Origin of the sequence: Allorhodopirellula heiligendammensis, from assembly GCF_007860105.1 — a bacterium.
Classification (GTDB): domain Bacteria; phylum Planctomycetota; class Planctomycetia; order Pirellulales; family Pirellulaceae; genus Rhodopirellula; species Rhodopirellula heiligendammensis.
Map to the genome: position 1 here is coordinate 792,442 of NZ_SJPU01000001.1, position 14,548 is coordinate 806,989.

The 14,548-nt window shown below is 57.0% G+C and carries 12 protein-coding genes; 8 read left to right on the top strand and 4 right to left on the bottom strand.

Features of this window, described 5'->3' with window-relative positions; genetic code table 11:
- Positions 1-123: 123 nt before the first annotated feature.
- On the bottom strand, positions 124-633 hold the full coding sequence (locus Poly21_RS03020) for a hemerythrin domain-containing protein (protein WP_146405522.1): 510 nt from the start codon (positions 631-633) through the stop codon (positions 124-126).
- Positions 634-846: 213 nt separating this feature from the next.
- On the opposite strand from Poly21_RS03020, the gene Poly21_RS03025 reads away from it, so the two are divergent.
- Positions 847-2,034: a hypothetical protein gene (locus Poly21_RS03025; protein WP_302117358.1), complete on the top strand. Its 1,188-nt coding sequence runs from the start codon at positions 847-849 to the stop codon at positions 2,032-2,034.
- Between the two features lie 2 nt (positions 2,035-2,036).
- On the opposite strand, the gene Poly21_RS03030 is transcribed toward Poly21_RS03025, so the two are convergent.
- Together Poly21_RS03030 and Poly21_RS03035 are read right to left on the bottom strand one after the other, a co-directional pair.
- On the bottom strand, positions 2,037-3,467 hold the full coding sequence (locus tag Poly21_RS03030) for a DUF58 domain-containing protein (RefSeq protein WP_302117359.1): 1,431 nt from the start codon (positions 3,465-3,467) through the stop codon (positions 2,037-2,039).
- 11 nt (positions 3,468-3,478) lie between these two features.
- Positions 3,479-4,483: an AAA family ATPase gene (locus tag Poly21_RS03035; protein ID WP_146405523.1), complete on the bottom strand. Its 1,005-nt coding sequence runs from the start codon at positions 4,481-4,483 to the stop codon at positions 3,479-3,481.
- A 240-nt stretch (positions 4,484-4,723) separates the two neighbouring features.
- On the opposite strand from Poly21_RS03035, the gene rpmI reads away from it, so the two are divergent.
- From rpmI to Poly21_RS03070, 7 genes are all read left to right on the top strand, one after another.
- Positions 4,724-4,930 carry a 50S ribosomal protein L35 gene (gene rpmI / locus Poly21_RS03040; RefSeq protein WP_146405524.1) on the top strand — a complete coding sequence of 69 codons (207 nt, stop codon included), beginning with the start codon at positions 4,724-4,726 and terminating at the stop codon, positions 4,928-4,930.
- A gap of 137 nt (positions 4,931-5,067) precedes the next feature.
- Positions 5,068-5,439, top strand: a complete 372-nt coding sequence (gene rplT, locus Poly21_RS03045; protein ID WP_146405525.1) for a 50S ribosomal protein L20 — start codon at positions 5,068-5,070, stop codon at positions 5,437-5,439.
- 14 nt (positions 5,440-5,453) lie between these two features.
- Positions 5,454-6,494: a phenylalanine--tRNA ligase subunit alpha gene (pheS, locus tag Poly21_RS03050; RefSeq protein ID WP_146405526.1), complete on the top strand. Its 1,041-nt coding sequence runs from the start codon at positions 5,454-5,456 to the stop codon at positions 6,492-6,494.
- Between the two features lie 161 nt (positions 6,495-6,655).
- A complete protein-coding gene (pheT, locus tag Poly21_RS03055) occupies positions 6,656-8,731 on the top strand; it encodes a phenylalanine--tRNA ligase subunit beta (RefSeq protein ID WP_146405527.1) in 2,076 nt (691 codons plus the stop codon).
- A gap of 210 nt (positions 8,732-8,941) precedes the next feature.
- Positions 8,942-9,433, top strand: coding sequence for an RNA polymerase sigma factor (locus Poly21_RS03060; RefSeq protein WP_302117360.1), 492 nt, complete (start codon positions 8,942-8,944; stop codon positions 9,431-9,433).
- Entirely contained in the window at positions 9,417-9,986 is a 570-nt protein-coding gene (locus tag Poly21_RS03065) for a hypothetical protein (protein ID WP_146405529.1), read from the top strand. Before Poly21_RS03060 ends, Poly21_RS03065 begins: the two co-directional genes overlap by 17 nt.
- Positions 9,987-9,989: 3 nt before the next feature.
- On the top strand, positions 9,990-12,938 hold the full coding sequence (locus Poly21_RS03070; RefSeq protein WP_146405530.1) for a DUF1559 family PulG-like putative transporter: 2,949 nt from the start codon (positions 9,990-9,992) through the stop codon (positions 12,936-12,938).
- 197 nt (positions 12,939-13,135) lie between these two features.
- Here the strand turns inward: Poly21_RS03070 and Poly21_RS03075 are convergent, their stop codons facing one another.
- Entirely contained in the window at positions 13,136-14,536 is a 1,401-nt protein-coding gene (locus Poly21_RS03075) for a DUF1501 domain-containing protein (protein WP_146405531.1), read from the bottom strand.
- Between the last annotated feature and the right edge of the window lie 12 nt (positions 14,537-14,548).

Genomic DNA, 14,548 nt, shown 5'->3' on the forward strand with positions numbered 1-14,548 from the left:
AGCTGGAGAGCTCGAAAGCGTGGAATCTCAGGGGGCGCGTCCGCTGTTCTAGGTAGCCCGCCGAAGGTCCCCACCGCAAGGCGACTTGCGATCTTTTGACCGCGCCGTCGCCGTTGTCGAAGTTCAGTCGCCGACCCCGATGTCTTCGTCGAGCGCGTCGAGGATCAGCTTCAGCTCCGCTTCCTCGTGGTCGTGAAACTGGACAAGAAACTCATCGAAGCGATGCAGTATTCGCTCTTGGGCGGTCGTCACCTCAGGAGTGGTGCCCTCGATGGGGGTGTCACCCGTGTGAGCGTCTGCCGCCGCTTCGGCCAGATGTCGGGCTTCTTCGAATAGCACGGCATGTTGCGACCGCAGGGTGTCGGCGGTGATGGACAGCTCAGCTTCCGTCCCAATGGCTTCGTCGAAATAGCCGTACGCTTCCTCCAGACCAAAATGCAGTGCCAACTGGTCTCTCAGATCCGAAAACAACGTAAGTAGTTCGGGCCAATGGTTCGCCGCAGCTTCACGCGACTGGGTGAGTAATCGCATGCGATCGATCAAGATCTTGAGATCGCGGTTATCGTCCTTGATGTCCTTCAAAAACGCGGCATTGACCGTTAGGCGACGGGATGGATCAGAGTTGCGTGACATCAGGTGGTTCCTGCCTTGGAGAATGAAAAGCTACACCCAGTATATCTTATTTCTACTATCCGAGTGAAGCGATCATCGGGCCTCAGTTTGTCGACGGGACGCCCTTGATTTGTGTCATCTGATTGTGGTAGCTCAGCATCGACGTTTGATTCTCATCGCACCCGCCCGGTTCAATTCGAGCGCGTGACAGCCGACTGCAGGAAAGCCGATTCCATGATCAAGATACCGATGGCCCGCATGTTTTGTGACCGATCGATTGCACTGCTCGCACTGCTCGTCGTGGCGAGCGCGACGCCCAACGCACCGGCTGAGGGACCATCGCTATTGCGAATGTTTTCTCGCGGTGACCAGCGTGTCAACGCGGACGAGTCCAAATCATACTCACTGACACCCGAAGATGGCCCCTGGTTGGTGCTCGCTCATACGTTCGTGGGCGAAGGTTCGAGCGAACGGGCCGAGCGGCTCGCGCTGGAGATTCGCCGCGATCTCAACCTGCCCGCGTTCGTGTTCGAAGAAGACTTTGACTTCTCCGGCACGGTGAACCCTGGCTCTGCCGTCCAACGCACTGGCGGCGCGCACGGTCAACGCCGCATGAAGTACCAAAATCAGATTCGCTACAAAGCACATGCGGTGTTGGTGGGTGAGTACGACAGCCCTGAACATCCCCAGATCGATGCTGATTTGGAACGCGTCAAAACCGCGTCCTGTGCAGTGTTCGGTGATAAGAAGGAGATGGCGGCCGAGACAGACTTCCGGAACCCCGTGACGGCGGTGAAGGTGATGCATCAGCGGTTGACCGAGCGATTTGCTGACAAGAAACGCGGTCCGATGGGGAACGCATTTCTTACCCGCAACCCCATGCTACCCGAGGACTATTTTCGGGCTCCGGAGGTCGACTCGTTCGTCCGCAGTCTCAACGACGACAAACCAAACAGCCTGTTAAATTGCAAAGGCAAGTACACCGTCGTCGTTCGCACGTTCACCGGTTTCAACACGATTGTCGATGGCAAGAAGGAGAAAAACTACGAGCCCAGTGCGAAGCGAATGCTGCAGTGTGGTGTCGATGCCAATCGCATGGTTGCATTGTTGCGGGCCGAAGGTGTCGAAGCCTATGAATTCCATGACCGCACTCAATCGATTGTCACCATCGGCAGCTTTGAATCTCTCGGGAAAGAACTGCCCGGCGGCGGATTCGAATATGCACCGGAGATTCAGCGCGTTATGAAAGAATACCGCGCTTTCAATGTGGATCCCCAGTTGGCTGATCATGTCAAGCGTCAGACGACACAGGGTGTGCCGGTCAAGTGCGTCGCCCAAAAGTATCCCTTTGACGTCGAGCCTCTGCCGATCGCCGTTCCCAAGGTAACGAAGCACAGTCTCTACGGAGCGATCAGCCGCTGATTCTATCGCGATACCTGTTCGCGGCACACGTCGCGAACGCTGTCCTGATCCATGAGGTGCGAAACATGAATTCTTTCGGCCAGTAGCGGTGCTGCTAAACGAGTGAAGTCGTCAATGCTGATGGCATTGAGAACAACCGCGACGGCCCACCCGCGCCGTGACAACCCCACCAGTGACGCGACTGTTTCCGGCGGTGCCTCTTGCAGAATCACCAGCAACGTCGTTTCCATGGACAGTCGCGGTTCGGTATCGATCAGGAACTCCGGTAGTGTCAATCCATCAGTTCGCTCGATCCGGGCGAGTGTGCGGGTGATCTCCTTGAGGTGTTCTGGTCCCCGATCGACCTCGATCAGAACGGGACGGAGGCGATCACTCTTCCGCCGCATGGCCGTGGCGTCCCCAGCAGCTTGTCGGACGGCAAAATGATCGCCGATGCGATGGTCGCCACGAAATCCCTCCGTGCGAACCCGATCGGCCGCATCGCGGCCATTGGTGGCCATTCCGAATGGCTCGCCAGCCTCATGGAGTGCCGCGGCAATCGATACCGCTGCTGTCACACTCAGGTCCGTTCGTAACGGTTCGTTGCGATCCGGATTGGTAGAGACATGGAGGTCAACGACGATCGTCGCCCCAATTACCGACGACGGCTCATAGATCTTTGTATGTAGCGTGCCGGTTCTCGCAGTGGCGGCCCAGTGGACACTACGCATGGGATCTCCAATCTGCCACTGCCGAATCCCACGAATGCGAGTAGGGTCAGGCATCACGTTCGCGCGAATGCGAATTTCCCCCATCGGGCGGCGAGAACCAATTTCATAATTCGATATCAGTTCGATCCGTGGCAGCACGGTGATGAATAGCGGCGGTGTACCGAGGCGATAACGCCGAAACATGCCGGCGGGGTCGCCAGTCTCGAGTACCGTGGGGCCGATCTGGAAGTATCCCCGGCGGCGGCAATGGACACTGTATCGGAGATGTTTGGTCTGCCCTGGCAGCAGTGCCAAGACAGCCAAGCGCGCCCCTTCGACCGTGAGCGGTCCCATCCGGGTCCGCGAAACGAGATCATCGGTCTCTTTGATTTCGTCGACCGCAGCCCGCGGCAATAGGTCTTCTGCGAGCACCCAGGCAACGGGCAACCGTCCCGTATTGGTTACCGCAACGCATACGGGAACCCGTGATCCAACCAGCACCTCCATATCACGGCCTTGCTCCGGCAGCTCCTCGCGGACCGCGATGACGCTGATCGACCACTGGGTCGAAACAAATGCGCCGATGCCGATGACCATCGCGACGGCGACCGCCGCCACCATCCACAGACCCGCGCCAGCGATCATGCCGAGCACCAGCATCGCGGCACCGATCGCAATGACAGTAAACCAGGGTGGGGAAGGCGGTGAGGGCGCGCCTGCGTTGGTGGAGACTGGAGAACTCACGGCGATCGGTTTCACGCCTGGATTGTCGGAACGGCGATCTCGCCCAGTATCTCGTCGAGCACCTTCTCTGTCGTCATCTTCCGCAAACGGCTCTCGGGCCGCAGGATGAGGCGGTGGTTCATCACCGGTGCGAGAATCTTCTTGACATCGTCGGGCAGCACGAAATTGCGTCCGCGAACAGCCGCCATCGCCTGGGAGCAGCGGAAGAGAGCAATCGTTGCCCGCGGACTGCCGCCGAGGGCAAGGTGTTCATTGTTGCGGGTTTGGTGCACGACCTGGAGGAGGTACTGCTGAACCCGCGGATCGACATGGACCTCGCGGATAGCCGCTTGCGCCGCGACGAGCTGATCCGCTGTGGCCACCGCATCGAGTCCGTCGATGGGATGGGTGCGCTGCAGCAGGGAGAGCATCCGCAGTTCTTCTTCGATCGTCGGGTATCCAAGCGAGAATCGCATCAAGAATCGGTCGAGCTGAGCCTCGGGAAGCGGGAAGGTGCCCTCATGGTCGACCGGGTTTTGTGTCGCAATGACTAAAAAGGGTGGTTTGAGTGTGTAGGTCTTGCCATCTACCGTTACCCGTCCCTCTGCCATCGCCTCGAGGAGTGAGGCCTGTGTTCGGGGAGTCGCTCGATTGATTTCATCGGCGAGTAGGATTTGCGTAAACACCGGCCCACGACGAAATTCAAACTCCGCTGTCTTCTGGTTAAAAATCGATGTGCCGGTCACGTCCGAGGGCAGGAGGTCAGGCGTGCACTGGACTCGCTTGAACTGACAGCCGAGACTTTTAGCGAGCGCCCGAGCCAGCATCGTCTTGGCAACACCGGGAACGTCCTCGAGCAGGATGTGCCCGCCGCTGAGCCAGGCGACGAGCGATAGGATTAATTGTTTGCGTTTTCCTACGATTGCGTTCTCGACATTTCCGATAACCCGTTTGGCGATCTCCGCAACTTGTGCAACATCCGTGCTGATCGGTGGCGGTGGAGGTGTCTGAGAGGCAGAGGGGGCGGTAGGGCTCAACGGAAACGCTCAGAGAATACGAGGCTGGGTACAGGCGTGCCGGTCAGGGCGAGGGAGGCTCGACGCTCAGTGACGGACATGCGATCGGGCTCGACGGGCCAGCCTATCATACCCCATCGGACACGGATCTGCCTGCTTTGCCGAGACAAACCCCCTGGTGAATGCTTTACCACTTCGCTATCATCCGCCGAAAATCACGCATTTTGCGAATTGAACAACCCCTGCAATCATGGAATTTTCATGGGAACCAAAGTCAAGACCCACAAGGGCACCAAAAAGCGATTCCGACTCAGTGCCAATGGCAAGGCAATGCACCGCCAGAGCGGCACGAGCCACCTGGCGAAAGGCCTGAGCAAAAAGCGACGCCGCAACCTGCGTGGCACCACGTCGCTAGACAGCTGCATGGAACCAACGATCCATGCCGCTCTCAACGGCTACAGCAACTAGATCTCTATTTACCCGTCAATCTTCACTCTTAGGAAATCGCCCGGCAACTCGATTGGGCAAAACTTCGGCATCTGCTTGCCGGGGCCTGAATCGAGACTCGGCAATGACTGAAACCCCTCCACAAGGAATTTCGAAAGATGCGTACACGTAAAGGTGCCGCCCGGACACAAGCTAAAAAACGTCTGTTCAAACGTGCAAAAGGCTTCGTAGGCGGTCGTGGGTCATTGACCCGATCGGTCAAAGAGACCCTGCTCCGCAGTGGAGCGTACGCGTTCCGCGACCGTCGGGTGCGGAAACGTGAATTCCGTAAATTGTGGATTATCCGGATCAATGCGGCTGCGAAGATGCATGATCTGCGGTACAGCGAGTTCATTTTCGGTCTGAAGAAAGCCAATATCGGTTTGGATCGGAAGTCCTTGTCGGAAATGGCAATCCACGATCCCGCCGGGTTCAAAGACGTGTGCGATGCGGTGAAGGCTGCGTTGGCTGCCGAAACGCAAGCAGCGTAAGGTCGGTTTTTCGCATGTCGCTGCAAAGTTTCCTCAGTCGCTTGGATCAGCTCCAAAGCGAGGCCGAATCTGCATTTGGAAGCGCTTCGGATTCCGAATCGCTTGAGCAGGCGCGCGTCGCTTTCCTTGGTGCCAAGAATGGGCAGTTCAAGGACGTGCAGAAAATGCTCGGCGGTATCGAGCCGAGCGACAAGCGTGCAGCAGGCATGCGGCTCAACGAAGTCAAAAATGCCATCAACGACGCTTTCAAAAAAGCGGAAGATGGTTTGGCTGGAGGGGTCGATGTGCAAATCGATCCGACATTTGATCCCTCCCTGCCCGGTATCCGGCAGACTCTCGGCCACGTCCATCCGATCACTCAGACGATCGATCATCTCACCGAGATCATGGGGCGGATGGGCTTCGAGGTTGCTGAGGGGCCGGAAGTGGAAGATCCGTGGCATAATTTTGTGTCACTGAATATTCCTGAAGATCATCCTGCCCGTGACCCGCTCGATAACTTTTATCTCGCCACCGCGGGCGTGAGCGATGCCGATGGAGCAGGCGAGACTGGGGAAGGCAATCGGCTGCTTCGCAGTCAAACCAGCACGGTGCAGATTCGGGTGATGAAAACGCATCAGCCGCCGATCCGAATCATTTCACTCGGTCGTGTCTATCGACCCGATGCGCCCGATGCCACTCACTTTCCCATGTTTCATCAAATGGAAGGCTTGCTCGTCGACCGAAACGTCACGATGGCCAACCTGAAGACAGTGCTGCGGGTGTTCGCCAATAACTATCTCGGAGACGACGTTGAGATTCGTTTCCGGCCCTCATTCTTTCCGTTTACCGAACCTAGTGTCGAAGTCGACTTTTTGTGGAACGGCACGTGGATTGAATTTGGAGGCGCGGGCATGGTGGACCCGAATGTCTTCGCGGCAGTCGGTTACGATCCCGAAAAGGTCAGCGGGTTTGCGTTCGGTTTAGGCGTTGAGCGGCTGTGCATGCGGCGTCACGGAATCACTGATATCCGTGACCTCTACAGCGGCGACCTGCGGTTCCTGCAACAGTTTTAATGCACTGTTGCCATGGCAGGATGAGCTGCCTGTCCCACTCGCAAGCCCAACATCGCCTTCCAGCCTGACGTGCTCAACTTGACAGGCTGGGAGCCTGCCCTGCGACAGTTCGCTCTTTTGCACGCTTTCATTCTTCCTTCCATCTCTTTGACACGATCCCCATGCTCGTCACTCTCTCCTGGTTGTCGCAGTACGTTGACCTGAAGCTTCCCCACGATGAGTTGGTGGATCGCTTGAGTCTTTCGGGTTTGAATCATGAATCAAGTGAGACAGTCGACGGCGAGACAATCGTCGATCTAGAAGTGACCAGCAATCGCGGCGACTGTCTCGGTCACATCGGTGTGGCGCGGGAGATTGCCGTCCTGACCGAGCAAAAGCTGAAGTTGCCCAAGGTCCAGTTCACCGAGTCAGCTGTGCAGGCCGCCGACCTGATCAGCGTTGCTAATGATTTTCCTGAGGCATGCCCGCGATACACCGCTCGCGTAATCCAAGGCGTGACGGTCGGCGAGAGCCCTGAGTGGTTACAACGCGCCCTGCGATCGATGGGGATTGGCGTCGTCAATAACGTGGTCGATGTCACCAATTATGTCATGATGGAATGCGGTCAACCTTTGCACGCGTTCGATGCTGCTGCCGTTGCTGGCCAGCAGTTGGTTATCCGGCCGGGACTCCCCTCGGAGAAGCTGCAAGCGATCGACCATCGTGACTACGATTTGACCGCTGAGACGTGCGTGATCGCTGATGCTGACGCGGCGCTCGCGATCGCTGGCGTGATGGGCGGTGCCAGTAGCGAGGTGTCCGAACGCACCACCGATGTAATTATCGAGGCCGCAGACTTCACGCCACTTGCAGTCCGCCGTACCGCCCGACGATTGAAGCTGCACAGTCCATCGTCATTTCGGTTCGAGCGACGCGTCGATCCACGCGGAATCGATTGGGCGAGTCGCCGAGCGTGTCAATTGATCACGGAAATTGCCGGCGGGTCCGTCGCAGCTGGCGTGATTGACACGGCTCCTTCGGTCGCTGATCGTCCGCCCGTCGAGCTCCGGTTGTCGCAGTTGCCACGCGTTTTAGGTATCGAGATCGATGTGGCGACGGTTCAACGAATTTTGGCGGGACTGGGGTGTCGAGTCGACCTTGCCCATGACGGTGCCAGTGAAGCCGGTGCGAATCGAAACGCCGCGAGCTTGCGGTGCGTCCCACCGTCTTGGCGGCATGACCTCACTCGTGAAGCCGACTTAATCGAAGAGGTTGCACGGATTCATGGCTACGACAAAATTCCAGAGAATGCGCCCATTCCGGTCGCGCCGAGTAGCAAGCGCCCGTTTGATTCCGCCATGGCTCGTCTCCGAGGTGTATTGACGTCGGCGGGCTTGAGCGAAGCAATGACACCGAGTGTGGTGACTGAAAAATTAGACGCATCGCTGTCGCCGTGGACCGATCGCCCTGCAATGCAGACGCGTACCGCGATGTTGGAAGGTTCCAAGCGTCTGCGCCGCACCCTGATCCCGAGTCTGCTCCAAAGCCGCGCGGCAAACTGGGCATCGGCCTCACTGCATGCCGATCTTTTTGAAATCGCTCACGCCTATCTTCCGCCACAAGATGACGGGAATGCTGATGCGTTACCGGTTGAAACGTATCATGTTGGATTGATCATGGGCGACGACTTTTTCGTTGCCAAGGGGATCATTGAGACGGCGTTGACGCGTCTGGGCATTCGCGGCCAGCTCAGCGTTGAAACCGTCGAGCGAGATGGATTCGCGAGCGGAGGCGTGGTCGCATTAACACTAGCTGATGGTCAAACCGATGAGGTGATCGGATACTTAGGTGTCGTGGCCGATTCCTTGGTGCGGTCCTGGAAGTTGCCCGGCAGCGTTATTGCTGCCGAACTGTCCGCGGAACGACTTGTCGAGCTTTCGCATCTCGTTCCTCAGCAGCAGGCCGTGAGTGCATTTCCCTCCATCCTGAGAGATCTCAATCTGGTAATTCCCGAGTCGGTTCGCTGGGACGCACTGTCCAATGTGATTCACTCTGCTGCCGACGAGCGGCTGACAAACCTGTCCTACCAGGAAACGTATCGCAACGAAAAACAGGATGGCCCCGATCGAAAACGAGTTCTGTTCTCGTTGGAACTGCAGAGTCTGAGTGAAACCCTGAGCGGCACTGATGCCGACGGCATCGTCGAGAATATCGTTGCGGCTTGTGAGCGGGAACTCGATGCTGTCCTGATGCGATAGTGGGCACCGCCTAGCAGCGTGGTCCCGAGCATGTCTGGGTAGCACCGCGCGCACGCGTCTCGGTAAGAATTTTCAGGCACGTTGGTGGGCGTGGCTACGAATCGTTTCATTCGTCATCAAATTCTATTCTGCAATCGGGAAATCTGTAGTTGTGCGGTGACTACTCCATGAATGGGCCTATCCGCTGCCGCGAACAGGAGTAAGAAAACGATGCGGTCCCCGCAGATTCGCGAATTACTCGACTCGCAGGGGCCCGCCCTCAGGTTGTATGCAGCTCAGTGGTGTCGTGCACCTGATGACGCGGTCCAGGAGGCATTCATTGATTTGATTGCCGCATCGGCGTGGCCAGAAAATCCACAGGCCTGGCTGTACTCGGTGACACGCAATAAAGCCAAGAACATTGGTCGCACAGAGTCTCGCCGGGCTAATCGCCAACGGGCGGTGGCCGAACAGTCGGACGCCGATTGGTCGGTAGCCCACGACAAGACATGCCCGTTCGATGCAGATGATTTGCAAAACGCTCTTGACCAACTCGATCCTGATGAGCGGCAGATTGTGGTCGCTCGGGTGTGGGGCGAAATGAAGTTGGATGATCTGGCTGAACTGATGAACTGTTCAACATCCGCGGTCCATCGCCGCTATCACGCCGCCATTGAAAAACTACGCATGCAACTGGAGGTTGAAAATGCCACCAATCGATGAGTTCGAAAACAAACTGAGAGGCATCCAACCGCGTCCACTCGCGTCGAGTGCTTACGCGGCGGTCGAGGCCAAGTTGCAGGAGTCGGAATCGCAACGGTCTGATCCCAAACCGCAGCGGAGTGTGTCGCGCGCTGCATTGGTTGGCGTCTGGGCGAGCGGATTTGCCATCGGTGCGGCCGCGATGTTGCTCGTGGCACCATGGCTGGTCCCCCCCAGAGAAACGTCTGGTCCGAGCATTTCGGACGCCCGTCCCCACGCTCGCCTAGAGCACCAACCGATCGTCGCAACGAGCGAAGATGCGCCGGCGGAGAGGTTGGTATCCCTGCCCGGTTGGACACCACAGCACCGTATGTACTCGCCCTCATCGGCAGTGCTGACGGTCGGCAGCGATCTTCGCACGATGGCAGATTGGCCAGAAATCCCATCTTCCCTGCGACGTGTTCCTGGACAATCCGACGCAACCGTACCCGACGAAATCACCCGCGATCATCACCATTCTCATACGCCGACGACGCGACGGGAATTGATTGATCAGATTCTCAACGAGGCCTAGAAGATGAAGCTGCAGACATTGAAAACTCCCCTCATCAAGCACGCAACATGTGTGCTGATGGTGAGCCTGTTGTGGCAGGCCTTTCCAGCTAGTCGGGCACCCGCCGATGATCCAGCGAAGTCGGCATCAGCCTCACGAGAAAGATCCGATGAAGTCCTGCGACGAGAGGACGATGGCTGGAAGGAGTATGACTCGCCTCGTGGTAGAATTCTTCATCGTGCGTTGACGGTGTATCCGGCGGCTGAGTCATCAACGCATGATTCGATACGTTTGCTACCCAAGAGCGAAGAGATGCGAGACGCCAACGCGGCGATTTGGTATATCAAAGCGCTGGGGTTTCTCGAACAGACAGCGGCACGCCAAGCGATCGAGCGATTCCAATCCGAGCAGACGGAGCGAATGTGGGACGATATCAACTTTGAGCCCGCCCCGTGGTCGTGGCTGCGGACCCCACCAGACCAATTGCCCATAGAAGAGGTAAATAACTATTTAGTGTATTCGAATTTCCAACGTGAACTGCTGCACCGGGCCGCCCGATGTCGCAACTTTGATTTAGACCGAAATATTCACGAGGTCGACGATGTCGTGGGCTTCCTGTTACCGGAAATTCAGGCACTTCGACAGCTTGGCCGTCATCAGTCGTTACGCTGTCGAGTCGCGATCGCTGAAGGAGAATACGCAATCGCGAGAACCATCTTAGGCGAGAACTTTCAACTCGCTCGTCATCTCTCCGATGAACCTTTCTTAGTATCGACTCTCGTGGGGAGTGCTATTGCCCAATCGAGTTTTGAGGATGCGATCTATCTTCTCGGTGAGCCCGATAGTCCTAATCTCTACTGGGCGATCGCCGAATTGCCTAATCCGTTGATCGATCAGCGTCGAGGCGTGGAACTAGAGACCAACCTGCTATTTCAGCAAGTGCGCCCTCTGGACAGAATCGATGACGATCCGATTACCGACATAGACTGGGCTGACTTTCTTAACCAGATCATGCCGATGATCGGTGACGAGAGTGAAATCGGAAAGCGGTTCAAATCGACCGGTGTACTGGGGGTGTCACTCTATATCGCGACGGCGGAAGGTGAGGTTAATTCGTACCTGCGTGACGAATGCGATCTGACGCCTGCACAGATAGATGCGTTGCCGGTAACTCAAGCGTTCTTTCTAGCAATGCGGCGGATGTACGAGTCGGCAAGTCACGAGGCGAATCACCTCTACCATGCTCCTGGCTCTGCCCAGGCGTCAATGATCCGCAACATCCAAAAACGTCGAGAGAGAATCTCGCAGCAGTATCCAACTTTGGACAACACAATCCAGTGGATCATCCCGGACTTCGCGCGGTCTGTGGTCCACGCAAATTGGCGACTCCAACAGCGGCTCGCCATACTGCAGATCATCGAGGCTCTTCGCGATCACTTGGCGACACATGCGTCGCAGTGGCCCGAAAGGCTCAGCGATATGGCCCTGCCCTGCCCTGACGATCCGGTAACCGGCGAGCCATTGAGTTGGTTGGTGGAAAACGAATTTGCCACGCTTGAGGCCGCCTTTAATGGCCTTGAGAGTCTGCGAATTCGCCTTGAAGTTGGATTGCTACAGAGCTCCGATACCGAAACGCCGCCAGCGGAGTCCACGGCAGTTCAAGCAACATCGAATTGGCAAACCACTTTCGAAGTCGACGATCGAGCGACATGGAATTCGGCTTTTTCCGATGATGTGCTCGGCCTGCTCTCGCCCGCAGAACGTAGCTTCTGGCAGGCCATCCAGCGCGGCGTATCCGACGCGATCGATAATGACTCCGGAGGTTCCAAACTGCTCAGCGAGTTGTGGCCGGGCCTCCCCGCCTCGTCGCTTGACAATTCGACCGACATGGACGGGGCGCTCCAACCCGGTCTCGGTGCCATCGCTGAATTTCCCATCCGCTGGGTTGTCGCCCTACCGAGAGCCTTGCGAGCTGTGTTTGCTGAAACTCATCCAACCCTGGGCCTGGGGTCGCCAGATTCTCAGTCGCTGGACTGGGTTAAAGATGTTGAGTGGTTGGCGATCGGTGTTGATCCAGATCAAGGCACAGTCAAGGCGATCATTCAATGTCAGAATGACGACACAGCGAAAAGTGTGCGAAGCCAGATGCCAAACCTCATGTTGGCGTTATACCGAAAATGGGTAGATCCCCAGGCGGACGTTCTGCCTGAGACGGAGCCGGATCTATTTGTAAGCGAAATCACTAGCGACCAAGTCACATTTTTCGTCGGTGGCACCGATCAAGACCCCAACGGTCTTGTTCGACTAATTCGGATGATCCACGCAGGCTTTCAGGGTACACTCAACAGCCGCCTGCAAAGCAAGATGTCAACTTTGATGTTGGCCGTACACAACTACCATTCCGCGTTCAATCGGCTCCCTCCCTTTGCACAGAATTCCGATCCAGCTCAACGACGAGGGCTTAGTTGGAGAGTTTATTTGCTACCGTTCATCGGCGATGGTGAGTACGTCGATCTCTACCAGAGGTTTCATTTAGATGAGCCCTGGGATAGCGAACACAATTTCAAACTCCTGGAAGAAATTCCTGACATCTACCAGTCTCCTACCGGTTCGACATTCTCTCGTGCGGAGGATGGTCGGACAACGTTGCTGGCGCCAGCGAACGAAAAACCGTTTCTCGGCGGAGAGAACGATCATGCATTTCGACAGATTCTCGATGGGCTATCGAATACTGCGGCGATCGTGGAAGTCCGCCCGGAACTGGCAGTTCCCTGGACCAAACCCGAAGACTATGCGTACGACAATGCTAACCCTACCGGAGGCTTGAATGTACGGGCCGGCTCCACGGTAATCGGGCTGGGTGACGGATGGGCGGGAGCAGTCCCGATAGACCAAGGCGACGAAACCTGGCGAGCGTTGTTTACCATCGATGGGCGGGAGCAATTGAACTTGAAACACGACAGCGAGAGGTAGTGATGTTCAGGTGTTCGCTGGTCAATCTGATAGCCGTTTGCGATTGGTCGTCCTAGCCTAGGGAATCCGATTCATCGTGTGGCACTCGTCTGGAACAGCGACCGGGATGGGCTCTGTAATCCAGGACGCGCTTTCAACACCGCCGAGCGGTGTCTGCGTTAAGAACGGAGCCCGCTGCGAACGAACATTCGTGTTCTCTAGCTTAAGATTTCACGAACCACGTGCGCCGGTTCGACGCCGGTCAGTTTGAAGTCGAGGCCTTGGAACTTGTAGGTGAACTTCTCGTGGTCGATACCGAGCAGGTGAAGCATCGTGGCATGAAAATCTCGAACGTGAACACGATTCTCCACGGCATTGTAGCCAAACTCGTCAGTGGCCCCGTGGCTGATCCCGCTGCGAACACCACCGCCTGCGATCCACATTGAATAGCCTTTAATGTGGTGGTCGCGGCCACTGCCTTGTGCCATCGGCGTGCGTCCGAACTCACCGCCCCACACGACCAGGGTGTCCTTGAGCATGTCACGCTGCTTTAAATCCGTGAGCAACGCCGCTGTCGCTTGATCGACTAACTTTGCTGTCGTGGCAGTTCCTGCCTTGACGCCCCCGTGATGGTCCCAGCCGCGGTGATAGAGTTGGACGAATCGCACTCCGCGTTCGGCCAAGCGACGAGCCAACAAGCAGTTGCTCGCGAAACTACCGTCACCTGGACGGCAGCCGTACATGTCAACGATGTGTTGCGGTTCGGCGGACATGTCCGTCAGTTCCGGCACCGACGCCTGCATCCGAAATGCCATTTCGTAGCCGCTGATCCGGGTCGCGATTTCGGGATCGTCGAGCGTGCCATTGCGGATGCCATTGATTCGCGAGATTGTATCGATGATCTCTTCCTGTTGGCGGCGAGTCACGCCCGCAGGGTTGCCGACATAGTTGACAGGGTTTCCACTGGCGTGCATCTGCACACCTTGGAACCGACTCGGTAGGAATCCAGAGTGCCACTGTCGTGAACTGATAGGTTGTGCTTGTCCACCGCCCACGCTCGTCAGAACGATGTAGCCGGGCAGGTCTTGCGTTTCAGCCCCCAGTCCATAGAGCACCCATGAGCCCATCGATGGACGTCCGCTGATCGCAGTCCCCGTGTTGAAAAACGTGTGCGCGGGGTCATGATTGATCTGCTCGGTGTACATGGACTTGATCACGCACAGGTCGTCGGCATGTTGGGCCGTATGCGGTAAAATTTCCGAGATCTCCAGCCCACTGTCACCGTATCTGGCAAAGCTATGTTGCGGCCCCATGACCTTGAGCGTCTGCCCTTGCAATTGAGCGAGCTGTTGACCTTGCGTGATGGATTCTGGCATCGGCTGTCCGTCCAACCGCGCGAGCTCAGGTTTGTAGTCGAACGTTTCCAGATGACTTGGCCCACCCGCCATGCACAAGTGGATCACGCGTTTGACGCGTGGCATTATGACCGATGAATCGACCGCAGCAGCTTGCACGACAGCGGATTCCAGTAACGACCCTAACGCCAAGCCACCGATCCCGGTTTGCCGTAGAAACGTGCGGCGGGCCAACTGCTGCGATGAATGATTCAAGAATGACATAGTCTTGCCGCT